At 57.3% G+C, this 25,701-nt stretch carries 22 protein-coding genes; 2 read left to right on the top strand and 20 right to left on the bottom strand.

Translation table 11 applies throughout. The annotated features are described in order from the left end of the window. A partial coding sequence (locus H573_RS0108905; protein ID WP_027873954.1) for an IS3 family transposase occupies positions 1-320 on the top strand: 320 nt, incomplete at its 5' end. 248 nt (positions 321-568) lie between these two features. Here H573_RS0108905 and H573_RS0108915 read toward each other — a convergent pair. The 20 genes from H573_RS0108915 to H573_RS0109015 all read right to left on the bottom strand — a co-directional run bounded on the left by H573_RS0108915 (position 569) and on the right by H573_RS0109015 (position 22,689). Further along, complete coding sequence (locus tag H573_RS0108915) at positions 569-1,051, bottom strand: hypothetical protein (RefSeq protein WP_027873956.1); 483 nt, start codon at positions 1,049-1,051, stop codon at positions 569-571. A 444-nt stretch (positions 1,052-1,495) separates the two neighbouring features. Beyond that, complete coding sequence (gene lipA, locus H573_RS0108925; RefSeq protein WP_027873957.1) at positions 1,496-2,479, bottom strand: lipoyl synthase; 984 nt, start codon at positions 2,477-2,479, stop codon at positions 1,496-1,498. 26 nt (positions 2,480-2,505) lie between these two features. Next, positions 2,506-3,108, bottom strand: coding sequence for a lipoyl(octanoyl) transferase LipB (gene lipB, locus H573_RS0108930; RefSeq protein WP_234701859.1), 603 nt, complete (start codon positions 3,106-3,108; stop codon positions 2,506-2,508). 68 nt (positions 3,109-3,176) lie between these two features. After that, on the bottom strand, positions 3,177-3,446 hold the full coding sequence (locus H573_RS0108935) for an HP0495 family protein (RefSeq protein WP_027873959.1): 270 nt from the start codon (positions 3,444-3,446) through the stop codon (positions 3,177-3,179). A 10-nt stretch (positions 3,447-3,456) separates the two neighbouring features. Further along, a complete protein-coding gene (locus H573_RS0108940; RefSeq protein WP_036256325.1) occupies positions 3,457-4,617 on the bottom strand; it encodes a D-alanyl-D-alanine carboxypeptidase family protein in 1,161 nt (386 codons plus the stop codon). Between the two features lie 52 nt (positions 4,618-4,669). Next, positions 4,670-5,488, bottom strand: a complete 819-nt coding sequence (locus H573_RS19820) for a septal ring lytic transglycosylase RlpA family protein (protein ID WP_027873961.1) — start codon at positions 5,486-5,488, stop codon at positions 4,670-4,672. Continuing rightward, positions 5,485-6,498: a lytic murein transglycosylase B gene (mltB, locus tag H573_RS0108950; RefSeq protein WP_422730526.1), complete on the bottom strand. Its 1,014-nt coding sequence runs from the start codon at positions 6,496-6,498 to the stop codon at positions 5,485-5,487. Before mltB ends, H573_RS19820 begins: the two co-directional genes overlap by 4 nt. A 54-nt stretch (positions 6,499-6,552) precedes the next feature. Further along, positions 6,553-7,698 (bottom strand): rod shape-determining protein RodA, encoded by a 1,146-nt coding sequence (rodA, locus tag H573_RS0108955; RefSeq protein ID WP_027873963.1) that lies wholly within the window; start codon positions 7,696-7,698, stop codon positions 6,553-6,555. Continuing rightward, complete coding sequence (gene mrdA, locus H573_RS0108960) at positions 7,695-9,560, bottom strand: penicillin-binding protein 2 (RefSeq protein ID WP_036256328.1); 1,866 nt, start codon at positions 9,558-9,560, stop codon at positions 7,695-7,697. The genes rodA and mrdA overlap by 4 nt, the downstream gene beginning before the upstream one ends. Before the next feature lie 3 nt (positions 9,561-9,563). Further along, positions 9,564-10,031: a 23S rRNA (pseudouridine(1915)-N(3))-methyltransferase RlmH gene (rlmH, locus tag H573_RS0108965; RefSeq protein WP_027873965.1), complete on the bottom strand. Its 468-nt coding sequence runs from the start codon at positions 10,029-10,031 to the stop codon at positions 9,564-9,566. Continuing rightward, complete coding sequence (rsfS, locus tag H573_RS0108970) at positions 10,021-10,383, bottom strand: ribosome silencing factor (RefSeq protein ID WP_027873966.1); 363 nt, start codon at positions 10,381-10,383, stop codon at positions 10,021-10,023. Before rsfS ends, rlmH begins: the two co-directional genes overlap by 11 nt. Continuing rightward, positions 10,383-11,057: a nicotinate-nucleotide adenylyltransferase gene (nadD, locus tag H573_RS0108975; protein WP_027873967.1), complete on the bottom strand. Its 675-nt coding sequence runs from the start codon at positions 11,055-11,057 to the stop codon at positions 10,383-10,385. The genes rsfS and nadD overlap by 1 nt, the downstream gene beginning before the upstream one ends. Positions 11,058-11,063: 6 nt before the next feature. Beyond that, entirely contained in the window at positions 11,064-12,383 is a 1,320-nt protein-coding gene (locus H573_RS0108980; RefSeq protein ID WP_084498004.1) for a glutamate-5-semialdehyde dehydrogenase, read from the bottom strand. A gap of 51 nt (positions 12,384-12,434) precedes the next feature. Continuing rightward, positions 12,435-13,037 carry an LON peptidase substrate-binding domain-containing protein gene (locus H573_RS0108985; RefSeq protein ID WP_027873969.1) on the bottom strand — a complete coding sequence of 201 codons (603 nt, stop codon included), beginning with the start codon at positions 13,035-13,037 and terminating at the stop codon, positions 12,435-12,437. Beyond that, entirely contained in the window at positions 13,027-15,684 is a 2,658-nt protein-coding gene (locus tag H573_RS0108990; protein WP_027873970.1) for an efflux RND transporter permease subunit, read from the bottom strand. Before H573_RS0108990 ends, H573_RS0108985 begins: the two co-directional genes overlap by 11 nt. Before the next feature lie 58 nt (positions 15,685-15,742). Continuing rightward, entirely contained in the window at positions 15,743-16,342 is a 600-nt protein-coding gene (locus tag H573_RS0108995) for a flavin prenyltransferase UbiX (protein ID WP_027873971.1), read from the bottom strand. 2 nt (positions 16,343-16,344) lie between these two features. Beyond that, entirely contained in the window at positions 16,345-17,715 is a 1,371-nt protein-coding gene (gene mpl / locus H573_RS0109000; RefSeq protein ID WP_027873972.1) for a UDP-N-acetylmuramate:L-alanyl-gamma-D-glutamyl-meso-diaminopimelate ligase, read from the bottom strand. A 151-nt stretch (positions 17,716-17,866) separates the two neighbouring features. Next, complete coding sequence (locus tag H573_RS0109005; RefSeq protein ID WP_027873973.1) at positions 17,867-19,066, bottom strand: alginate export family protein; 1,200 nt, start codon at positions 19,064-19,066, stop codon at positions 17,867-17,869. Between the two features lie 399 nt (positions 19,067-19,465). Next, positions 19,466-21,160: a bifunctional protein-serine/threonine kinase/phosphatase gene (locus H573_RS0109010; protein WP_234701852.1), complete on the bottom strand. Its 1,695-nt coding sequence runs from the start codon at positions 21,158-21,160 to the stop codon at positions 19,466-19,468. 56 nt (positions 21,161-21,216) lie between these two features. After that, complete coding sequence (locus tag H573_RS0109015; RefSeq protein WP_027873975.1) at positions 21,217-22,689, bottom strand: NarK family nitrate/nitrite MFS transporter; 1,473 nt, start codon at positions 22,687-22,689, stop codon at positions 21,217-21,219. A gap of 412 nt (positions 22,690-23,101) precedes the next feature. Here H573_RS0109015 and nirB point away from each other — a divergent pair, with 412 nt between their 5' ends. Continuing rightward, positions 23,102-25,651, top strand: coding sequence for a nitrite reductase large subunit NirB (gene nirB, locus H573_RS0109025; RefSeq protein WP_027873976.1), 2,550 nt, complete (start codon positions 23,102-23,104; stop codon positions 25,649-25,651). Positions 25,652-25,701: the final 50 nt, after the last annotated feature.

The raw sequence follows: 25,701 nt of genomic DNA on the forward strand, positions 1-25,701 counted from the left end.
TGGTTCACTCGGATCAGGGCAGCCAATACACAAGCCATGACTGGAGCGAGTTTCTCAGAGAGCATGGCTTGGAGGGGAGCATGAGCCGCCGAGGCAACTGCCACGACAACGCGGTTGCGGAAAGCTTCTTCCAGTTACTAAAGCGAGAACGAATAAAGCGCAAAATATACGCGACACGAGATGCAGCAAGGAGCGATATATTTGATTACATCGAGATGTTCTACAACACAAAACGACAGCATGGTTCCAACAATGGGCTGTCGCCTGTAGATTATGAGCGTCAGTATTTAAAAGAGGCTGAAAAGCGTCTAGTGAACTAGTGGCGATTCACAACGAGAAGCAAATGCTATTCTCTAGTGAGACCATCATGGTCTCTAGCGGCCTTTCTTTAGCCCAATATGATGACCTTAAAAGTGCTTCAACCTTATCAAGCTGCACATCATTTCGGTCATCGCTTATGCGGTACTTTCCGTTTTCTTTGCTCATAGCTACCCTGAAATGTAAAGCCGGGCTCTGGGGCTGCATGAAGCGAAGCGTAGTGCTGTCCCTAGCAGCCGATTGTTATATTTTATTGGTAGAAAATCTCTCTTTTGGTTACAAGGCAGGTTCTACCTGTTTCAGAAGGCGTGAGATAGAAATATAGGTCCTTCTCATTATTTAGCGCCATTGTCGTTTCGTTGAGAGAGCCACCATACTTCATTTCGGAAAGCCGCTCTTCCCGAACAATTTGGCATGGTTTTTCGACTGGATATGTTTCGGTATATGACCAGTCGCACTGTTTTCCGCGAGGAATAACGGTGAGTGAGATATGACTATCACCATCTGAGTAATCTTTGATTATCAGGGAACTAAAGAATCTTTCATTTACAAAGTCTTTATTCCAGAAGTCGTGTGAAGCATGCGCATTTTGCTTGACAAGAAACTCAGCTAAAGTTTTTGTTGTTTCTAAACAATTTGTAAACCCTGCAGATTTTGCTTGTTCGTCTACCGTTGTTGCCATAGAGGACTGAGCAACCAACGAAAGCAACAGGGTGAGACCTACCTTTTTCATCTTTTCTCCTTGAGTTGAGTTTCACAAAATATAACAGCCTGCTTATGCGGCCTGTGGCCACATACTAAATATTATCGGGCGGCGTTCTATCACGCTGGCTCTTTTCCGCCCCATTGTTAACGCATTGTTTTTAATCGAGTATTTTTAACCCTGGTTTCGCCGCGACGAACAACAGGGCCATTTCACTGGCAAGAAGGGTTTACAGGGGTATGCGTACAGACTACTGACAGGGATTGTCATTATGAGCGCGTTACCATTCCTCCGGTCATATCGGGAGCACATGCTTGTGCGTCGCTATTGCTTACGTAAGATAAAGTCGTGCAGCTACGGGATCAAGTCTTTCATTATTTTTATGGCTAGCACCACCCAGCAGGGCCAGGTGGTTAAAGCAGGGCGCGCACGGCGTGCGCAGCCCCTTGAGTGGTTTGCTGGCTGAGGGCTGAGTTACTTCAGCAGACTAAGATCGACTTGTTTGTCGGCGTGGTAAGAGGAGCGCACCATCGGGCCGCTGGCAACGCTTTTAAAGCCGAGCTCTTCGGCGATGCGGCCGAATTCGTCGAATTCTTCCGGGGTAACAAAGCGGTCTACGGGTAGGTGGTCACGACTGGGCTGCAGGTACTGCCCGAGGGTGATCATGTCGATGTCGTGGGCGCGCATGTCTTTCATTACCTGAATCAGCTCGTCGGCGGTTTCACCGAGGCCGAGCATCAGGCCGGACTTGGTAAGCACGTCGGGGCGGCGCTCTTTGTATTTTTTGAGCAGGTCGAGCGACCATTGGTAGTCGGAACCCGGGCGGATTTTTTTGTAGAGGCTGGGTACCGATTCCAGGTTGTGGTTGAACACGTCGGGGGCTTCTTGCTCGAGTATATCCAGCGCCACATCCATGCGGCCGCGGAAGTCGGGTACGAGCACTTCAATGCGAATGCCTTCGCTGCGCTGACGGGTTTCGCGAATGCAGTCGGCAAAGTGCTGGGCACCGCCGTCGCGCAGGTCGTCGCGGTCCACCGAGGTGATGACCACGTATTTCAGCTGCATTTCGGCAATGGCTTCGGCCAGCTCGCGAGGCTCGTTTTCGTCCAGGGCATTGGGACGGCCGTGGGCAACGTCGCAGAAGGGGCAGCGACGGGTACAGATTTCGCCCATGATCATAAAGGTGGCGGTGCCGCCACTGAAGCACTCGCCTAGGTTGGGGCAAGCGGCTTCTTCACATACCGAGGCGAGTTTGTGCTTACGCAGAATTTGCTTAATACGGCTGATTTCCGGGCTGGCGGGCAGCTTGGCGCGAATCCAGCTCGGTTTAACCGGCAGTTCGACCGAGGGAATCACCTTGACCGGAATACGGGCGACTTTTTCGGCGCCGCGCAGTTTTTCGCCCTGCACCACTTTTTTGGCGGCGGGGCGTTTTTGGCCTTGGCTTGTCTCGCTCATTGCTAATACCTCTGCCGGGCTGCGACTTACAGCTCGGGTAGTTGATTGTCGTCCAGCACGGGGCTACTGCTGTAGCCCAGACGCGTGGCTAGGTGACGCGACAGGCTGTCCATCAGCCTTGCCATGTCTCTGTTTTGCTGCGGTGCCTGGCGAAGAATGTCGGTAACTTCCATACCGACATGGCCGCAGGGGTTGATGCGCTGAAACACCGACAGGTCCATATCGACATTCAGGCTCAAGCCGTGAAAGCTGCAACCGCGCCGCACACGCAGGCCCAGCTGGGCAATTTTAGCGCCGCTTTGCACATAAACGCCGGGGGCGTCGGCACGCGGGTGAGCGGCAATGGACAACTCGGCAAGGGCGTCGACAATGCTCTGCTCAATGGCGGTAACCAGGTCGCGGACACCAATGCCCAGCCGCCGCAAATCAATAAGCACATAGCCCACCAACTGGCCGGGGCCGTGGTAGGTAACCTGGCCACCGCGATCCACTTGCACCACGGGAATGTCGCCGGGCATTAAAATATGTTCGGCCTTGCCAGCCTGCCCCTGTGTAAATACCGCCTGGTGCTCTAAAAACCACAGTTCATCGGGACTGTCGGCATCGCGCTGATCGGTATAGGCCTGCATGGCCTGCCACACTGGCTGGTAGTCTTGCAGCCCAGCCAAGCGGCGCTGATAGAGGATTTTCTCGCTCACTACATTACCATTTTGACGACGCCGGTCGCCTTCAGGTCTACGTGGATGCGCTCAAGCTGGTCTTTGCCGGTGGCCACAATAGTCACGGTGAGCGACATAAAGCGCCCTTCGCGGCTCAGCCGCTCGGTAACACAGCCTTCGGCCAGCGGCGCGGCGTGCTGTTCCATCACCGCCAGTACCTTGCCCCGCGCTTCCTCGTGATTGTCGGCGATCACCTTGATGGGATAGTCGCAGGGGAATTCAATTTTCGGTGGTTCTTGCTGCGTCATGCTTTTACCCTCACGACACCAGGCTCAGGAAGAACAGCACGATGCTGTCCCACAGGCGTTTGAAGATGCTGCCCTCTTCCACTGACTCCAGTGCCACCAGCGGTACGCTCACTTCCAACTTGCCGTCCAGGCTCACTTGCAGCTCGCCGTATTCACTGTCGGCGGCGATGGGCGCAGTAAGCACCTCGTTAACAATCAACTGCGCATCCAGATCGTCGGCCTTGCCGCGGGGAATGGTCAGGTAGACATCGTCTTGCACGCCCAGCGCCACATCGGCACTGCCGCCCTTCCACACCTTGGTCTTGGTCAGCTCAGTGCCGGCCGAGTACAGGTGGTGGGTTTCAAAATACCGGAAGCCGTACGACAACAGCTTTTGCGTTTCGCGCTCGCGAACCCGCTCGCTGGAGGCGCCCATTACCACGGAGATCAGGCGCATGCCCTCACGCTTGGCGGAGGTCACCAAGCAGTAACCCGCTTCATTGGTGTGGCCGGTTTTCAGGCCGTCGACGCTGGGGTCGGTCCACAACAGGCCGTTGCGATTGTTCTGGCGAATGTTGTTGTAGACAAACTCTTTTTCGCTGTACAGCGCGTACTCATTGGGGAAGTCGATGATAGCCCGCGCCAGAATGGCCAGGTCGCGTGCCGAGGTGTAGTGCTCGGGGTGCGGCAAGCCGTGGGAGTTCACAAAGTGGGTGTTTTCCAAACCCAGCATTTGCGCGTGCTGATTCATAATGCCGGCGAAGGCATCTTCGCTGCCGGCCAGGTATTCGGCCACGGCCACACTGGCGTCGTTACCCGAGCTGATCACCACCCCCTTGTGCAGATCGCCGAGGGTGACTTGCTTGCCAACCTCGATCCACATCAGCGAAGAGCCGGCGAAGATGGGATTTTGCGCCCAGGCATTTTTGCTGATGGTCACCAGGTCGCTGTTGCTCACCTGCCCCTGTTCCAGCTCGTATGACAGCACATAGCTGGTCATCAGCTTGGTCAGGCTGGCGGGCGGCAGGCGCTCATCGGCATTGTGTTCAATCAATACCTCTCCGCTGTCGGCGTCCATTAGCAAGTAGCCAGACGCGGAGATAGCCGGTGGCGCTGGCACCAGATTTGGCTGGGCGGTAGCGTGACTAGCAAAGACCAGGGCAGAGACAATCAACAACACTAAGCGTTTCAAAACAAAACCTTTTTCGATGAGTTTTCGTTAGCTAATTTATCGCGACAGCGCCCTATTGACGCTCGTCGACCAGTAACTGCGGTTCACCAGACCAACGACTGCGCAACGCTTTGCGCGCCGCCTGTGCCGTTGCGTAGTCCGGTAGCGGGCCAATGCGCACGCGGTGAATCACCGGCTCCGACGACGCCTGGCTCGCGATGGATACCGGGTAGGCCATGCCGGCACCGAGTGCATCTTTCAGGGCCTGGGCGGAGTCCAGTTGCGAGAAAGCGGCCACCTGCAAATAGTAATCGGCAGCGGCTTTTTCTGCGCCGTCGATATTATCCGTGTCAATCACCTCAATTTCCACTGCGGCCGTGCCTTTGCGCGCAAAGCCGAGCTTAACCGCGGCAGCGTAGGAGAGGTCGATAATGCGGTCTGAATGGAATGGCCCGCGATCATTCACGCGAACAATTGTTGCGCGGCCATTTTCTAAATTTTTCACCCGCACATACACCGGAATGGGCAGTGTTTTGTGTGCCGCCGACATTTGGTAGAGGCTGTAGGTCTCGCCATTGGCGGTGGCTTTACCGTGAAACTTGGTGCCGTACCACGAGGCGATGCCGCGCTGTTTGAAGCCGCGATGGTCATCCACCAAGTGATAGGTTTTTCCCAGCACTTTATAGGGGTTGCTGTTGCCGGCCATGCGGATGATTTCCGGGCGCGGCGTGGCATCGGCGAGGCTATTTGGGTCGACGTCGTGCAGCGGGGCGCCGTCGTTCTCGGTGGGTGTTACCGGTGGTTCGACGGGCCCGCTTTGACGAATTGCCGGCTGACTACAGGCCTGCAGCAGCAGTAACAACAGCAGGCCATAAGATAAGCGTCGCGTCATTTCTGCGCGACTTCACTGCGGTAGGCCTCGGCCACTTTTTGGCTGAGCTGGTGCGCGGCCAATGCGTACATAGAGCTGTGGTTGTAACGCGTAATCACGTAGAAGTTTTTCAGCCCTACCCAGTACTCGTCGCCCTTGGCACCGTCGAACTTCATTGCCGTGGCCTTCATGTTTTCGTCCAGCGCTTGGTTGCTGCTGATCCCGCCCAGCTTCAACTCGGCAAGGGTTTTTACCGGTTTCAGGCCCGCATTAAACAGGGTTTCATCTACCGGTTCGCTCAATACCGCTGGCGTGACCACAGTTTCACCTTTGCGCCAGCCGTGTTCGGCAAAGTAGTTGGCAACGCTGCCGATGGCATCGACAGGATTGTTCACGATGTCCGCCTGGCCGTCGTCGTCGAAGTCGACTGCGTAGGCGCGATAGCTGCTGGGAATAAACTGACCATAACCCATTGCGCCGGCGTAGCTGCCTTTGAAGCTGAGCGGATCAAAGTCCTGCTCGCGTACCATTAACAGGTACTGCTCCAGCTGACCGAGGAAGAAGGTGCTGCGGCGGGGGAAGTCGAAACCCAGGGTCGCCAGCGCATCCACCACGCGGTAGCTGCCTTTATTGCGGCCGTAGCGGGTTTCCACACCGATAATGCCGACGATCATTTCAGCGGGAACGCCAAATTCTTTTTCCGCCCGCGCCAGCGTGTCGGCGTGTTCCTGCCAGAACTTCACGCCCTGCTTGATGCGCGAGTCCTGAATAAATATTTTGCGGTAGCGCGCCCAGGTCATTACCGACTCGGCCGGCCGCTCCATGGCGTCAATAATGGATTGCTTCTTTTCTGCCTGCTGCAGAATATTGACCACCCAGTCGCGGTCAAAGCTGTGTTTTTCGACCACTTTGTCGACAAATTCAGCGGCCTTGTCGTGCTGGCTGTAATCGGCCGACGCCAGCAGCGGCGTCGACATAGCCACGGCGGCAGCAAGGCAGCGCAGCGGCGAAGAAATCAATTTGCGTAAAATCACTGTGTATTCTCTCTTTTATTGAAGGCCCGTGAACAGCGGCCGATAGTGCGTTTACTGATGCACCAATCGCTCGTCGGCATAAATCCCCATCAAGATGCCAAAACCCACCAGCAATGTCACCAATGATGTACCGCCCTGACTGACTAACGGCAGGGGGACACCCACCACTGGCAGTAGCCCGGAGACCATGCCCATATTTACAAATACGTAGACAAAGAAAGTTAGGATAATACTCCCGCCTAATAAGCGACCGAAGCAATGTTTTGCCTGGGTGGAGATCCAGATGCCGCGGCCAATGATCAATGCGTACAACAGCAACAGCAGCAACACCCCGCGCAGGCCGTATTCTTCGGCGAGTACCGCAATTATAAAGTCGGTGTGACTCTCCGGCAGGAAGTCCAGATGAGACTGGGTGCCCATCAGCCAGCCCTTACCCTCGAAGCCGCCGGAACCGATGGCGGTTTTGGACTGAATAATATTCCAACCCGCGCCCAGCTTGTCGCTCTCTGGGTTTAGCAGCGTCAGGATTCGGCGGCGCTGGTAGTCGTGAAGCACAAACTCCCACATCGGCCACGCGGCGGCCAAAAGCAGGCCAAAGGCGGAGAAGATAAAGGTCCAGCTAATGCCCCCCAAAAACAGCACGAACATGCCCGAGGCGGCTATCAGGATGGAGGTTCCCAGATCAGGCTGGGTGGCAACCAGCACGGTGGGCACAAAAATAATCACCAAACTCGCCGCGGTATAGCGCCAGCTCGGCGGCAGTGGATGCGACGACAAGTACCAGGCCACGGTCATCGGCATAATCAGTTTTGCCAACTCCGAAGGCTGAAAGCGAAAGCCGCCGAGCGACAGCCAGCGCTGCGCGCCCTTCGCGCCAACCCCCATAAAATGCACGGCGATCAGCAGTAAAATACAGCCAATAAAGGCAAACGGTGCCCAGCGCTGTAACTGTTCCGGGTGAAGCTGGGCCACCAGCACCATCACCACAAAGGCAACGGAGAGGAAGCGGCCCTGCCGCAACACCACCGCAGCGTTTTCATCGCTGGCGCTGTACAGCACCATTAAGCCCACACCGCTTAACAACAACAGCAGGAACAACATTACCGGGTCGATACGCAGGCGCTGGGACAGTGTGCGCTGGCTGTACATAGGGCCTGCACCACTGGGCAACTGGCGCAGAAAATCGGACTGGCTCATTGCTGCTCTCCGCTCGCCACATCCGGCGAGTTCAATAAATACGCGTCCATCACCGCGCGCGCAACCGGCCCGGCCACACCGCCGCCACTCTCGCCGTTTTCAATAATCACGGCGACGGCAATTTCCGGGTCTTCCGACGGCGCGTAGGCCACAAACAGGGCGTGGTCACGCTTGCGCTTTTCCAGGGATTCCGAGTCGTACTCTTCCCCGGCGGCAATACTAATCACCTGAGCGGTACCGGTTTTACCCGCCATGCGATATTGCAGACCTTTGCGCAGCGAGCGACCGGTGCCGCGCACGTCGTAAATCACTTCTTCCATGGAATGCTGGATCGCATCCCACTGACTTTCCGGGACATCTTCCATTTTGCCCAGTAGCGGCGCCTCAACCGGTTCGCCACCGACGGCGGCTAACAGGCGCGGCGCACGCAGCTCGCCTCGCGACGCCAGCACCGAGGTGGCCACGGCGATTTGCAGCGGCGTTGCCAACATAAAGCCCTGCCCAATGCCCACGTTGATGGTTTCGCCGGGATACCAGTGGCTGCCGCGGGTGTCGCGCTTCCACTGCCGCGACGGCAGCAGCCCGCCGCGCTCGTTGGTGTTATCGATGCCAGTGACATCCCCTAATCCAAAGCGCGTACCAAAGTCGTGCAGGCGATCGATACCCAGCTTGTAGGCCAACTCATAGAAGTACACATCGCAGCTTTCGGCAATGGCCTGATCCATATTCACCGAGGCGCCGTGACCGCCGCGCTTCCAGTCGCGGTAGCGCCGGGTGTCGTTGGGCAAACTGAAGAACCCGGGGTCAGCGTAGCGCGTGGCCGGCGTTACCACGCCGTAATACATGCCAGCCAGTGCCCACAGCGGTTTTACGGTAGAGGCCGGCGGGTACTGGCCCTGTAAGGCACGGTTGTACAGCGGCAGGTCGTTGTCGTTTTGCAGGGCGCGGTAGTCTTTGCCACTAATGCCGCCAACAAATAAGTTGGCGTCGTAGCTCGGTGTGCTGAGCATGGCGATCACGCCCCCGGTTTTGGGGTCGATGGCCACCACGGCGCCGCGTCGTCCGGCCATAGCGTCGTAGGCAACTTTCTGCACTTGCGCATCAATATGCAGTTGAATGTCGCCGCCGGGCAGCGGGTCGTGGCGCTCTAACACGCGCAGAATTCGGCCGTGGGCATTGCTCTCGACATTTTGGTAGCCGACGGTGCCGTGCAGCAGGTCTTCGTAGTATTTTTCCAGACCAATTTTGCCGATGTGGTGGGTGCCGCTGTAGTTAACGGGGTCGATGGTATCTTGCTCGCGCTCACTGATTCGGCCAACGTAGCCCAGCACATGGGCAAATAACTCACCCTGAGGGTAGTGGCGCACCAGCTGGGCGTCGACATCGACACCGGGAATGCGGTGACGGTTGACGGCGATAATGGCGATCTCTTTTTCACTGAGGCGGAACTTAAGCGGTACCTCCTCATAGGGCCGACGCCGACGCAGACGCTTTTTAAATTGCTCGATATCGTCGTCGCTGAGCTCGATAAGCTCGCCAATGATGGCCAGCGTTTCATCCAGCTGGTCAACGCGCTCGCGAATCACCGTGAGTGTATAGCTGGGGATATTCTCCGCGAGCAGGATGCCATTGCGGTCAAAGATCAGGCCGCGCTTGGGCGCTATCGGCATCAGCTGAATGCGATTGCGGTCAGACTGTGTTTTGTAAATGTCGTAGTCGAGGATTTGCAGCTGGGTGTAGCGCGACACCAACACCCCGGTCATCACCATCAATAACACAATGCACACAAACATTCGGCGCCGGTAAACATAGCGCTCGCGGTAGGTGTTTTTTAGGGTCTGGCGTCGGGGTATGGTGGCCATGACTCAACGGTGATAGGGGTGATTAGCTAGGATAGTCCAGGCGCGATAGAGCTGCTCGGCAAACATAACCCGCACCAGTGGGTGCGGCAAGGTCATCGCAGACATCGACCATTTTTCACTGGACGCCGCCAGACAGGGCGCAGCCAAACCGTCGGGGCCGCCGACCAGTATGCTGACGTTATCGCCCTCCATGCGCCACGCCGCCAAGGATTTTGACAGCGACTCAGTACTGACCGAGCGGCCTTCCACATCCAGCGCGATGACCTTGTCACCGCGGGGAATCGCCGCGAGCATCGCCTCGCCTTCCTGGGCGATGGCGCGGCGAATATCGGTGTTTTTGCCACGCTTGGCCAGCGGCAACTCGCGAATGTCCAACTGGATTTCCTGGGGCAGGCGCTTGCGGTATTCCGCCACACCGGCCTCAACCCAATCGGGCATTTTGCCGCCGATACAGAGCAGGCTAACTCTCATCGCCGTCGTCGCTTGATTCGCTATCTGCCGCCGGCACTTGCCAGAGCCGCTCAAGATCATAGAACAAGCGTGCTTCGGGCAGCATCACGTGTACAACCACGTCGCCAAAATCAACCAGCACCCATTCGGCGGTCTGCTGACCTTCCATGCCCATTGGGGTAAACCCTGCTTTCTTGGCTTCTACCCAGACATTGTCCGCCAGCGATTTAACGTGGCGATTCGAGGTGCCACTGCACACCACCATGTAGTCGGTTACGCCGCTGATTCCGCGTACGTCCAGCGTCGTAATATCGCGCCCTTTTACTTCTTCCAGTGCGTCGATCACCAGCGTTTTCAATTGCTCAACGGCCATTAACTTTGTGTTCCTGTTTGCATGTTCTGATAAAGCCCCCAATGGGCGATACGCTCTGCCACAGCATCGGGCAGCAGATAGCGAATAGAGCGCCCGGCAGCAACGCGGGCGCGAATATCGGTGGCGGAGATAGGTAATTGGATCAGGCGGCTGCTGAAAAAACCACCGGCAGCGCTCGCGCGCAATTGCTCAACGCTGGCGAGCCGGCGGGCGTCCATGGCGGCAGCAACTTCGCCATCGGCCTGCAGTGGATGGTCGGCGCGCTCGATCACCCAGACATTGGCGTAATCGAGCAGAGACTGCCAACGGTGCCAGCGGTGCAGTTTGGCGTAGGCATCGCTACCCATCACCATCGTTAAACCAACGCCGTCACCCAGCTCAGTGCGCAGCTCGCGCAAGCTGTCAACGGTGTAGGACGCGCCATCGCGATTGAGCTCGCGGTCGTCGACAACAAAGCCCGGTTCATTGGCGGCGGCCAATTGCACCATTTCCAATCGCTGCCGGGCCGTGCCGCCGGGGCGGCCGCGCAGCGGCGGTTGGTGGCTGGGCATCAGCCTGAGTTCGTCGGCCTGTAGCAGCTCGCGCAGCTCAATAGCCGAGCGCAAGTGGCCGTGGTGAATGGGGTCAAAAGTGCCACCAAATACCAAACAATGCTTGCGCACAGGTGTCGTCAAGGGTGTTTAGCTCCGCACATGGCCATCGCCAAACACCACCCATTTTTGCGATGTCAGCCCTTCCAAACCGACCGGGCCACGGGCGTGAATTTTGTCGGTGGAGATACCGATCTCCGCACCCAGGCCGTATTCGAAGCCGTCGGCAAAACGCGTGGAGGCATTGATCATCACTGAGCTGGAATCGACTTCGCGCAGGAAGCGACGCGCCAGGGTGTAGTTTTCAGTAACAATGGATTCGGTGTGGCCCGAGCTGTACTGGGCGATATGGTCCATCGCCTCATCGATACCGGCCACCACCTTCACCGACAAGATCGGCGCCAGATATTCTGTCGCCCAGTCTTCTTCGCTGGCCTCAACGGCGCCCATCAATACCTGGCGGGTGCGTGGGCAGCCGCGCAGTTCAACACCGGCGGCTTGCAGATCTTCGGCGATGCCGGGCAGTAATTCTTCGGCGCGGCTCTCGGCAACCAGTAGTGTTTCCATGGTATTGCAGGTGCCAAACCGCTGGGCTTTGGCATTCAGGGCAATAGCGCGCGCTTTGTCGGCATCGGCAGCGTCGTCGATATAAACATGACAGATGCCATCGAGGTGCTTGATCACGGTTACCTGAGCATCGCGCGAAATGCGCTCGATCAAGCCCTTGCCGCCACGGGGCACGATCACGTCCACGTATTCGGGCATGGTAATCAGCTCGCCAACGGCGGCGCGGTCGGTGGTTTCCAGCACTTGCACCGCCGTTTCAGGTAGCCCGGCGACCGCCAAGCCCTGACGAATACACGCCGCCAGCGCCTGATTGGAATGAATAGCTTCGGAGCCGCCGCGCAGAATCGCCGCATTGCCCGACTTCAAGCACAGGCTTGCTGCCTCGGCGGTAACATTGGGGCGCGACTCATAAATAATGCCGACCACACCGAGGGGCACACGCATTTTACCCACTTGGATACCACTGGGGCGGTAGTTCATGTCGCTGATGGCACCAACGGGGTCGGGCAGCGCCGCCACCTGTTGAAGGCCTTCGATCACGCCGTCGATACGCGCCGGCGTGAGTGCTAAACGGTCCAATAATGCGGCATCCAGGCCCGCCGCTTCACCGGCCTGTAAATCTTTTTTGTTAGCGTCAGCAATGGTTTGCCGGGCAGCATCTACCGCCTCGGCAATGGCCAGCAACGCGCGGTTTTTTGCCCCGCTATCGGCCGCGGCCAACACCCGCGAAGCCGCGCGCGCTTGCTGTCCGAGTTGCTGCATATACTGTTTGACTTCCATCGACGCGAATCCCCTTGAATACTGCGCGAACTGCCCGCCCGTGCTGGGGCGGAAAAAACGCACAGTATACCGGAATGCGGCGGCACTCACTATCGGTGGCGATGCAGAGGCTGGCTATTGTGAAAGGCTCTCGAGCAGGTCGTGCAGGGCGTCTAGTCGATGCAGCGGTTCGTCTATCTCCAGCAGCGGATATACATCCTCTGGACTGAGCGGCAGCAACTGGGCAAGGCGGTTGACGAGCTCACCGGTGCCGCTCACCTCGGCACTAAAACCCATGCGTTGCACATGGGGGTGCTCCAACAACTGCGCCAACAAGGCTGACAACTCTTCAGCCTCTTCAGGCAGAGGGATGTCCGCCTGCTCGCTGAGCCACTCAACGCGGCCGCGATTCAGCCCGGCGTCGTCGCGATAGCTGTGCAGCAGGCGAAAACGCGGGCCGCCCTCAACCACCACCGACAACAAACCGTCTTCGGTTTGATCCCAGTCCACTACCCGGGCCTGGCAGCCCACGGCGGCGATACGCGGCTCATCGCCCTTACCGTCCACCTCACTACCGGCGTGCAGATGAACAATGCCGAAATGGCCGTCGTCGCGCAGGGTATTGCGCAGCAAATCCAGATAGCGGCGCTCGAAGATACGCAGCGCCATGCGGCCACCGGGAAATAACACACCGCCTAGCGGAAACAGTGGGTAGTGATCTTGTTGCTCAGCGTGCATTGCCTTCCGGCCCCAGTGGCTGAATCATCAGTATCAATTTCGGCAACAGCAACATCGCGCCCATTAGCGCAGCGATCATCGCCAGGCCCGTCAGCAAACCGAAGTAGATGCTCGGGGTAAAATTCGACAGCGCCAAAATGGAGAAGCCAAAGACGATAATCACTGAGGTGTAGTACATCGCCTTGCCGATACTGCCGTGGCAGCGATACATGGTTTGCAGATAGTTGCGGTCGCGGGGAAATTCATCCCGGAAGCGGTGCACATAGTGAATGGTGTCATCGACCCCAATACCCACTGTGATCGCGGCAATGGTGATGGTCATCATATCCAGCGGAATACCCACCAAGCCCATGCCCCCCAGCACCGCACCGGCGGCCAGCAGGTTCGGCGTCAGCGCGATCATCGCCAGACTAAAGGAGCGGAACAGCACCATAAACATTGCCAGGATGGCGACGAATACCGCCGCCAAGGTCAAAATTTGCGAGGTAAACAAGCTCTGCAGCATATTGTTGTAGAGCACCAGCAAGCCCGTCAGGCGCACCTGCTCTTCCTCAAAACCCAGCTCTTCGATCAGGTGCCTGCGCACCTCCTTAAGAAAGGCATCGCGCTCTAGGCTGCGGCTGGTTTCCTTCACCCGCAGGCTAATCCGCGCCTGATCCACCTCGGCAGACAAGTAGGGGTCGAGCAGAATACTGCTGATTGACGTCGGCAGTGAGCGCTGGGCGAGCGCCAATTGCAGGTCGTCGACATTCCCCATAATCATCTGCATCAGCTCGTAGAAGGTGGCCAGGGACAGCACTTTGCCGGTCTCGGGCAAGCTGTCCAGATAGTTGTGCACCTCTTGAATACGGCGCATGCCCGCCACCGTAAACCACTCGCTCTGGGGACTGGCAGCGCCGGTGCCAAAATCATCGCCGGCACTGAAATCGTCAAAGCCCGCATCAAAGTCGCCAGCGAAATCATCGGCAAAGTCGTCGCCCTGCTCAGCGGCAAAGCTGTCGTCAGCCTCGTCGAATTCGGCGTCGCCAAACAGGGCATCGAATTCTTCACCCGCTTGCTCGGCGGCTTCACTGTCGACAGGCGCATCATTAGCGACAGGCGCACCATCGGCAACCGGCGGCGCAGATGACTCACTCGGGCGATTGAGAATAATATCCAGCCCGATAGTGCCGCCCAGCTCGGCATCGATGGTTTCCATGCCCTGATAAATTTCGGTGTCTTCGTGGAAGTAGTCGATGAAGCGGTTTTCCACTTTAAGCTGTGAAATACCCCAGGCACTTACCGCCAGCAAGACTATCGACACCACAACAATGGTGCCGCCGAAACGCTCGGTAGCAACGGCAAAGTAGCGGGTAAAGGCACCCTCGTCACCGGCACCGTTTTTCTCTTCACGGGCGGGCAGGAGCATCAGCACACAGGGCAGTATCAGGAAGCTGAGTATCAGCGCCGCCATCACCCCCATGGTCATCATCCAACCGAAATCAATAACCGGACGAATGCCGCTGACCACCAGTGACGCAAAGGCCACCAGCGTGGTGAGGGCAGTGTAGATACAGGGCCGCGCCATTAGCCGAACGGTGTCACTCACCCGCTGCAGCTGGCTGCTTTGCGGCGACAGCGCCGAAATTTCCCGGTAGCGCACCACCAAGTGGATGGTAATGGCCAGGGTAATAATCAGCAGCAGCGCAACAAAGTTGGCGGAAATGACCGTGAGTCGCCAGTCCATAAAGGCCAGCAGGCCCAGCATGAAAGTGACCGTGGCCACACAGTTCAGCAGCGGAATCAGCACCCAGCGCGGACTGCCAAAAATCACCACCAGCAATACCACGATGAATACTAAGATCCCGGTACCGAACACTTTCAGATCGCTTTTTACAAAGTCGATCATATCCACGGTGATCATTGGCACACCGCCGAGGAACAATTTGGCGCCGTCGCGGTAATTGTCGAGAATGCTTCGCGCCTGAGCCACCAACTCCTCCTGACGCTCGTGAATCTCGGTGACGTAATCGTCAAAGGCCTGCTCGGCCGCTTCAAGCGCAGCCTGCTCGTCCACGGTCAGGGTGCGCTGCGCCGCGTCGGCGCGCAGCACATCGCGGGCATCCAGCAGCTCATAGAATTTTTGGTCGCGCTCCAGGTTCACCTGCAGAGCGGTGGTCGTGCCATCGGGGCTGGTCAGCAGCGAACGATAAATAGGACTGTTGGCAAACTCCTCGCGCGCCATGTCGACATTGGCAGTGCCGTCACCCAGGGTCGGGATCTCACCCGCGGTGACATCACCCAGGCTTACCGGCGGGCTCTGCAATAAGGGCACATCGAGAATGGAGTTAATGCTAGACACCCGCGGCAGCTTCGCCAGGTCATCGCGCAACTTGGCGATGGTTTCCAGCTGCTCGGGCGCGAACAGGTCGCCCTCGGGTTGGTAGGTAACCAGCAGGAAGTCCTCGGTCTGGTAGCGCTTGCTGATTTCGCGGAAATACTCCAGCGAGGTATCCCCTTCTAGCACCAAGGCCTCGGAGGAGGCGTCGAGCTTCATCGCGGGTATATGACTACCTAGGAATCCGGTCACCGCCATCAATAGCAGCAACACCCAGGTAGCATTGCGGAGAATCAGTGTCTGGTATGCGTTGGCAAGCCGCCCAGTCATGGTGTTTCCTTATTGTCATTCGGGCGCAGAGTCTCTGCGTCCGGGCCAGTAACGGCCGTTATTCACCCCAGCGCGGCAGCAGCGTTTGCGCTACGTTGAGGTGGTCCAATATTCTCGCGACGACAAAATCGACGATTTCATCCACGCTTGTCGGGCGCCGATAAAAGCCTGGCGACGCCGGCATAATGGTCGCGCCCATTTGGCTGAGGCTGAGCATATGCTGCAGATGAATGCTCGACAAGGGCATCTCTCGCGTCACCAGAATTAACTGACGCCGCTCTTTGAGCACAACATCGGCGGCGCGTTCAATTAAATTATTGCTGGCGCCACAGGCAATGGCTGACAAGGTACCGGTACTTGCCGGGCAGACCACCATACGGGTTGGCGCGCCGCTGCCCGAGGCCACGGCGGCCATCCAGTCTTCCGGCCCGTGCACCTGCAACTGATCGGGCGGGCAACCAAAGCGCTCCACCAGATGCTTATGCAGGGCCTGGGGTTTGGCTGGCAGGGGCTCGTCGGTTTCTGTTGCCACGACTAACAGCGCCGCCTTGGAGATCATAAAGTGAACCGGGCAGCCTGCGGCCAGCAGACATTCGAGCAGGCGCAAGCCGTATTGCGCACCCGATGCGCCGGTCATTGCCAAGGTTACCGCTTTCATAATTAGGCCCTGTTATTAAGCGCCGTCATCAGGCGCTGATGAATACCGCTGAAGCCACCATTACTCATAATGACCACGTGGTCACCGCTGCGCAGCATGGCGACAAGCTGCTGGAGACAGGCGTCGAGGTCGCGACTTAACTCGGCGGGTACGGGGCTGTTGGCGATCACGCCGTCAAGCGACCAATCCAGTCCGGGTGGCTGATACCAAATAACGCGATCTGCCGAGGCCGTCGAGGCTGCCAGGCGGTCTTTGTAGATGCCCATACGCATGGTATTCGAGCGCGGTTCTATCAGGGCAATAATTCGCCCGTTTTTCTGCACGCGACCGCGCAGGCCTTGCAAGGTGGTTTCAATAGCGGTGGGGTGGTGGGCAAAGTCATCGTAGACCGATACGCCGTCTACGCAGCCGAGCAGCTCCATTCTGCGCTTCACGCCCTGGAACTTGCTGAGCGCATCAATACTGTCAGTCGGCAGGACACCGACATGCCGCGCCGCCGCGATAGCAGCTAAAGCGTTGGCGACATTGTGCTCGCCGGTGTGCTGCCAGCACACCTGCCCCTGATCCTGCCCTTGATGCAGCACGCGAAACTGTGAGTAATCCTCGCTGCATTCACCGCGCTGCCACTCAGCAGTATCGCCGCTGACGCTCAGTTGTTCGCGCTCACTCCAGCAGCCCATTGCCAGGGTTTCGTCAATTGCGGGCACGCTCGCCGGGCTGATAATGCGGCCGCTGCCGGGCACCGTGCGCACCACGTGGTGAAACTGACGCTGAATGGCGTGCAGGTCATCAAAAATATCGGCGTGATCGAATTCCAGGTTGTTGATGACCAAGGTGCGCGGACGGTAGTGAACGAACTTGGAGCGCTTATCAAAGAAAGCGCTGTCGTACTCGTCGGCTTCAATCACAAAGAAGTCCGACTTGCCGATGCGCGCAGACAGGCCGAAGTCGGCGGGCACACCACCGATCAAAAAGCCCGGCTCATAGCCACAGCTATCTAATATCCACGCCAGCATACTGCTGGTGGTGGTCTTGCCGTGTGTGCCGGAACAAGCCAGCACCCAGCGCCCCTGCAATACATGTTCGCTCAGCCACTGCGGCCCCGAGGTATAGGAAAGACCTCTTTCTAAAACATATTCTACGGCCGGGTTGCCCCGGGACATGGCATTGCCCACCACCACAAGATCCGGCGCGGGGTCGAGGTGCGCCGGGTCGTAGCCTTCCATCAATTCTATGCCCTGAGCTTCAAGCTGGGTGCTCATGGGCGGATACACATTGGCATCAGAGCCGGTAACGCGGTGCCCCTGCTCGCGCGCAAGAATCGCCAACCCGCCCATAAACGTTCCGCAGATACCAAGGATATGAATATGCATTGCTTGTGCTTCGACCGTCGAATTTAGCTGGGCATGGTATCACTGGACCCGAGCAAGCTCTACGGCTGACTAGCGCCCGGACTGCAGGCCATCAGGCATAAAAAAACCGGCCACGGGCCGGTTTCTAATTCGCATTGCCTACACAGAGAGCTTAGAACGACGCGCCCAGCCAAAACCATAGTTTATCGGTGTCGACGGCTAATTCATCGGCAGAATAGGCGGCGTACTTCACTCCCACCGAATAGTGTTTAGCAAATTTTCGGCTGTACACCGCGTTGACTTCACTGCCGTAGGCATCGGCACCCGCGGCGTCATCGTCGGCGCGATAGTCATGGTAAATCAGCGCCCACTTCCCCCCGGCGACACTGCCACCGACTGAGGCATAGCGGTCCACCAAGCCCCCTGCCGGGGTTTTAAGAAAGATATCCGCCCAGCCGTTGAATTTATGCAGCGTTGCCAAGGGCGTGGCAAAACCGTAGCTGCCGTCGTCACTACCCAATACCTCGTAGCCAACTTTCGCGGTCAAGCCAGCGGCGGCGACCCCGGCTTCAAGCAACAGATACTCCGCATCGGCATCGAGCAGCGGTGTGTCGGCCCGCTGGCGAGCGAACTCGGCGTGGTAAAGCAGCTTTGCCTCGGCCACAGGCTTTGCCCCCTTCACGCTCACACCACTGGTATCGAGACGGTCTTCGCCCGCCTCATCCAGTTTTAACAAATAGGAATAAGCCGTCACCGTGCCCACCGCACTGTTGAAACGCAGGTTTAGCAAGTGGTCTTTGGACTGCTTGTCTGCCTGTTCGGCAAAGATGCCATTGCGCTGCCCCAGGTAGGCATAGCTCAGCGACAATGCATCATTGGCTTGATAGTTAATTGAGAGGCCATCAAAGGTTTGGCGATCCTGACGCCAACCCACGTGCCCAACAAAACGATGGCCATCGTAAGTGATAACCTGTCGCCCTAATTTGGCCGTTAGCCCGCCGTTTTGGTAGCGCAGAAAGGCCTGATCCAGCTCGGTCGTTTCCGGGTCGGCAATCACCGAGTACTGCCCGACTTTATACCCGGCTGGCGGCGCACTGAACTCGCCCTCTCCTGCGACGATGCGGCTATCCTCAAACTCCAGTTGCGCGGAAAAACCCTGATAGGCGGCGGTCTGGTATCCCAGCCGGCTACGCAGGGTAAGGGCGCTGGCATCGTCCAGGGCATTGTCCTGACTCACCGCTTCATAACGCAGCCTAAAGTCACCGTACATCTTGCCGTTTGCCAACGCGTCGGCAAGGGAATCGGCAAATGAGGTGGCCGGCAAGGTTGCCACCACCGCTCCTAGCAGTACGGCGTTTGTTATAACTCTCATGCAGTTCTCTCCTACACTGTTTTTCTCGGCCGACACAAGGTCGGCAGCACCACGACCATCAGGCCGAATTGAGAACGCCGTTATTTCTAACACCTATTATTGTGGGCATTCGATTTGGGCGACGTCGCCCATTGCAGGGAGATTTAGCAAGCGGTATGCCAGCCGCGAAGAAATCAAAAAAATTATTTTATTTTTATATTTTTCAATAGGTTAGCGCAAAGCAATTCGCTCAAAAAACCTCAAAAGCGAGGACCGCCCTAAAATACGACGACGCGCCCTTAGCGGTGCCTCATAACAAGACGGCCGCGCCCTAAAATATTGCTTGTAAAAGTGCGCAATCGGCAGGTTTGGCGCACCACAACGCTGCACGCCACCACGCCGCCCAGCAAAAGCCAATCGCTATCGACTCAAGCTCCATAGCAGCGCCACGAGCAAAACAGCGCTGACGCCCTGCCAAAACCGCAGGGGGTTGCGGTGTACCAAGGGCTGAAATTCCCCAGCCTGATAGCTGGGGTTGGGGTGATGAAGATCGTGCATAAACTCTGCGATATCGTGATACCGCAGGTCGGGGTTAATACTCAACGCTCGCTTGAGCGCGCGATCCATCCAGTAAGGAATATGCGGGTTGTAATCACTGGCAGAGACGTACTGCAGGCGCGAGTAATCACCGGCGCTGCGGCACTGCTCCAGCTTGCCCTCATAGGGCAGGGCTCTACTGAGCATTTCAAAAGCCACGACGGCCAAGGAGAACTGGTCAGCCCGCGCACTCGGCGGTTTGCGCAGTACGTGCTCCGGCGCCGAATACTGCGCAGTACCCAGAATATGATCACGTTCTAACGGCACCGCGATCTCAGCTAAGCCGGCCACATGGCAGCTGCCAAAGTCGATAATGCGCACCCTGCCATCACCGTCCATCATTACATTGTCGGGCTTAATATCCTGGTGGAGGGTATCGCGCCGATGCATCGCCTGCAGGCCCTTGGCCAACTGACTAAGCACCGCCACTGCCTCGCTCACTGCTGATCGGTCGCGCGCGGCCATCCACTGCGCCAGCGACTGACCGGGAATATATTCGGCAAGGTAGTACAAGCAGCTCGGCCGCTGGGGCGGCTCAACCACCGACACGACAGCTGGATGCTCCAGTCGCTTGGCGATCCAACTCTCCAGCACAAAGCGCTCGATGTAGGCCGGATCATCCAAGTACAGCAATGACGGCGTTTTCATTACTAACTGGCGCTGGTTGCGAGTGTCCACAACCCGATACAACTGGCTGCGCGGGCTGGCGTGAAGCTCTTCTTCAATACGCAAACCGTCGACCACCGCACCCGGCGGCAGCGGCGGCGGGAATGGCAAGGCACTCAGCTGCTGATAAACATCGTCGGCATCGGCCAGCGGCAGCGCCTCTACACGCAGCAGCTGACAACTGAGATTATCCTTGCTGCCCGCGGCCAATGCATCGTCAATCAACTGCTCACAGGCGGGCTCCAGCGCACCGGACGCCCCGGTAAGACGCCGGCGAATCTGCTCGTCAGGCAGCACGTCGTGAATACCGTCGGTAGAAAGTAAAAACAGGTCCCCACAGCAGATATCGACTGAGCGATAGTCGACATCGAGATTGACATCCAGCCCCATTGCGCGGGTCAAATACGCGTGCTCAGGAGAGATACGCCGAGCGTGGTCGCGCGTCAGCTGTTCCAGCACGCCGTCGCGAAGCCGGTATATGCGGCTATCGCCCACATGGAACAAGTGGGCGAGCTGGGACTTAAATACCGCCACACTCAGGGTAGACACATAGCCCTTTTCCGCCTGCGCATAGCCTTGACCCTGGGCAAACAGCCAGCGATTCAATGCGTTTAATACCTGTTGCGCGGAGCGCTTCACCGACCATGACTCGGGCGTTGAAAAGTAGTCATTCAGAAAGCCGGTAATGCAACTTTCCGCTGCCTCTTTGCCCGCCTCGGCCGCCGACACACCATCGGCAATAGCCGCGACGGCACCCTTGGTCGTCAGCAGCGACCCCTCGGGCACTCGCGCGCCGAGACTGTCCTCATTAAACGGCTTAAGCCCAGCGCTACTGCGCTGGGCTATGCTCAATTTCAGTCCACCATCCAGGTGCAAAACACCACTCCTTTTCGAGTTGAGATTGCAGACTAGCTCACTTCAATCAGCGCCACACTGCCATCGTCGTTGTATTCGGCAATGTGTCCCTGTGGCTCTTCCATAAATTGCACCGCAACAAACACAAAGGCAGCGCAAGCGGCGATCACCATAAAGAAGCTGGAAGCATCGACAAAGCTGAGGACGGTCAGGAAGATAACCGCACCCACATTACCGTAAGCGCCGGTCATACCCGCAATCTGCCCAGTCATACTGCGCTTGACCAACGGCACGATGGCAAACACTGCGCCTTCGCCCGCCTGTACGAAGAAGGAGCAACACATGGTCGCCAATACCGCCAGCAGCAGCGGCCACGTTGACGTGATCTGACTGAGTAGCATATAGCCCACCGCCAAGCCGCAGATCAAAATGCTCAGCGAGCGACGACGGCCAAAACGGTCAGACAGGTAGCCACCACTGGGGCGGGCGACCAGGTTCATGAATGCAAAGCCGGAGGCCAACATGCCCGCTTTAACGGCGGTCAGCTCAAAGGTTTCCATAAAGAACAGCGGCAACATCGACACCACCGCGAGCTCAGAGCCAAAGGTAACTAGGTAGGCAACATTCAGAATAGCCACTTGCTTGAAGGGGTATTTCTGCATTGCGGGGATTTCTACGTTGTTCAATACATCGTGGTTAACGCGCAGAATCTGGCTCACCTGCACAATGAACAGCACCACCAGCACACCGTAAAGCGCCATTGCTGCCACGCCATTTAACATACCCAGATTCGATGGTGACAGCTTCCAAGTCAGTACTGCCAAGGCCAGGTACATGGGGATACACATGGCAATGTAAAACACCAAATCGCGCTTGCTGGTTACCACCAAGCCGCCACTTTTCTTTGGCTTGAAGTAGGTAGAACCCTTGGGCGTATTGCGCGCACGTGAGTAAAAGAACACGCCGTAGATCATTGCCATCACACCTGTGCTGGCAATGGCGTAACGCCAGCCATCGTCGCCACCGAACATCAGCGCCAGGGTCGGCAGGGTCATCGCGGCTGCCGCCGAACCAAAGTTACCCCAGCCACCGTAAACGCCCTCGGCCAAGCCGACCTGGCGCGCGGGAAACCACTCACCAACAAGACGAATACCAATAACAAAGCCGGCGCCAATAAAGCCCATTAAAAAGCGCAGCAGTGCTATGGTTTCATAGCTGTCGGCAAACGCAAACGCGATACACATGGCACCGCCACTAACGAGGAGTGCCGAGTAGATAATGCGCGGACCGTAGCGATCCACCAGCATGCCAACCACCACCCGGGCCGGAATCGTCAGCGCCACATTGAGGATCATCAGGGCTTTCACTTGCTGCCCGGTAAGATCGAAGGCCTCTTTGATAGAGGCCAGCATCGGTGCGTGGCTAAACCACACAACAAAAGTCAGGAAGAAGGCAAACCAGCTCAGATGCAGCAAGCGGATTTTATCCTGCTTGAGATCGAGCAAATTTAATGTAGAGGACGACATAGTAGCTCCATTTAGCCAACGAGGAATTTGCTTGCTACTGAGCAAACGCCGTGCCAAACATCAAAGCCAGCCCACTAAACAATTGATATTGTTAACAAAAAATATGACTTAGCGACTGGTTAACGCGACCAGGTACGTGCCAGCCACCACAGCCAACCGCCTGCGGCCTGAATTTTCGCCCCCCGATGAAGCAGCGCGCCCCAGAAACAATCAGCCGCGCCACACCATAAAGCACCAAAATGCGCCCCAGGCTGGATCACAAAAATAAAAAAACCATAAAAATCAATCACATAAACAACATAAAAATCGCTGGCATACCTTTTGCTAGAAGCCTATTACACGCCCCAGGGCACATTAATAATGCAGCACTCCCCGGTGCTGCCAATGGTAGAAAGAAGCAAAGGACGTCACTATGAGCCATATACAGCGCTTGCTTGTTGTGGGCAACGGCCCCGTTGGACATCAATTCCTAGAGTCAATCGTCGAAAGTGGCTGCGCGACGGATTACCAAATCACCGTAATCGGCGAAGAGCCCCGCCCCGCCTACGACCGCGTACACCTGACGGCCTGGTTTGAAACACGACAAGCCGGCGCGCTGAACATGGTTGCCGATGGCTTCTACGCGACAAACAATATCGACGTTAGATGCGGTGAAAAAGTTGTCGCCATTGATCGCGATGCAAAAACCGCAACAACGGATTCAGGGCGCCGCTACGATTATGACCAGCTGGTGCTGGCGACCGGCTCCTACCCTTTTGTTCCCCCTGTTCCCGGCCACGAGCGCGAAAACTGCTTTGTTTACCGCACCATCGAAGACCTTGAAGCGATCACCGCGGCTGCAAAAAATGCCTCTGTGGGCGCCGTGGTGGGCGGCGGGCTACTCGGTCTGGAGGCCGCTAAGGCCATTAAAGACCTCGGCCTGAAAACCCATGTCATTGAATTCGCGCCGCGCCTGATGGCGGTGCAAGTCGACGACGGCGGCGGCGCACTGCTGCGACGTAAAATCGAAGACCTTGGCGTTGAAGTGCACACCCAGAAAAACACGCAAAACATCGGCGACGGCGAGCACTGCGTGCACAAGCTGTCCTTCGCCGACGGCGCAGAACTGGAAACCGACATTCTGGTTTTCTCCGCGGGTATTCGCCCGCAAGATGCGCTGGCCCGTCAGTGCGAACTGGAGATCGGCGAACGCGGCGGCATCGCCATTAACAATTACTGCCAGACCTCTGACCCCGCCATCTATGCCATTGGCGAATGCGCGCTGTGGAACCAACGCATCTTTGGCCTGATTGCGCCGGGCAATGAAATGGCCCGCGTCGCCGCTGCGCATATCCTTGGCAACCGTGACGACAAGCAATTCACTGGCGCCGACATGAGCACCAAGCTCAAGCTGATGGGCGTCGACGTTGCCTCGATCGGTGACGCCCACGGCAACACGCCCGGCGCCAAGTCCTATACCTTCATCGACGAACAGGCCGAGATCTATAAAAAGATAGTGGTTAGCGAAAGCGGCAAGCACTTGCTCGGCGCGGTATTGGTGGGCGATGCCGACGACTACGGCAATTTGCTGCAATTTGCGCTCAATGGCATCGCGCTTCCCGAACACCCGGAAGCGATGATTCTCCCCAATATAGACGGCAGTGCGAGCGTTGGCCTGGGGGTGGATGCCCTCCCCGACAGCGCGCAAATTTGCAGCTGTAACAACGTCAGCAAGGGCGATATCTGCGCGGCAGTGCAAGGCGGCGCACTGACCGTTGGCGATGTGAAAAGCTGCACCAAGGCCGCCAGCACCTGCGGCGGCTGTACCGCCCTGGTTGGCCAGGTGGTTAACGCTGAGCTCACCAAACTTGGCGTTGAAGTGAATACCGACCTCTGTGAACACTTCCCCTATACCCGCCAAGAGCTCTTTCACTTGGTACGTGTAGGCGGCATTAAGTCCTTTGACGAACTATTGGAGAAGCACGGCTCCGGTAAAGGCTGCGCCATCTGTAAGCCGACGGCAGCGTCCATTTTCGCTTCCTGCTGGAACGAGTACATACTGGAAAGCCAGCACGCCGGTCTGCAGGACACCAATGACCGCTTCCTCGCGAATATGCAGAATAACGGCACCTTCTCTGTTGTACCGCGCATGGCCGGCGGTGAGGTCACTCCCGATGGTTTGATCACCGTGGGCAGCATCGCCAAAAAATACAAGCTGTACACCAAAATCACCGGTGGCCAGCGGGTGGATTTATTCGGCGCCACCCTCGACCAACTTCCCGCTATATGGAAGGAACTGATCGATGCCGGTTTTGAAAGTGGCCACGCCTACGGCAAGTCGCTGCGCACAGTGAAGTCCTGCGTGGGCTCCAGCTGGTGTCGCTACGGTGTGCAAGACAGCGTTGGTCAGGCCATCGACCTGGAGAATCGCTACAAAGGCCTGCGCTCACCGCACAAGATAAAAATGGCGGTGTCTGGCTGTACCCGCGAGTGCGCCGAAGCGCAGAGTAAAGACGTTGGCGTGATCGCCACGGAAAAAGGCTGGAACCTCTACGTGTGCGGCAACGGTGGCATGAAACCCCGCCACGCCGACCTCTTTGCCTCCGACATCGATACCGAAACCCTGGTGAAATACGTCGATCGCTTGTTGATGTTCTACGTGCGCACCGCCGACCGCCTGCAACGCACCTCGGTGTGGATGGAAAACCTCGAGGGCGGTTTGGACTATCTGCGCCAGGTCATCATCGACGACTCACTAGGTATCTGCGACGAACTGGAGCGCGATATGCAAAGCGTGGTCGACAGCTACCAATGCGAGTGGAAGACCACCATCGAAGACGAGCAAAAACTCAAACAATTCCGCTCCTTCGTGAATGCCGATGACGGCGACAAAGACATTGTTTTCGTGGAAGAGCGCGGTCAAATCAGGCCCGCCAACGAAGAAGAAAAACAACTCAACAACAACTTAATTGCGGTTGCCTAACGGCCTCACTGACAGGAGCCAAATAGCGCAACGCGTTTCGGGACACCCCG

Origin of the sequence: Neomelitea salexigens DSM 19753 (assembly GCF_000422345.1) — a bacterium.
In the GTDB taxonomy this organism is placed as follows: Bacteria; Pseudomonadota; Gammaproteobacteria; order Pseudomonadales; family Spongiibacteraceae; genus Spongiibacter; species Spongiibacter marinus_A.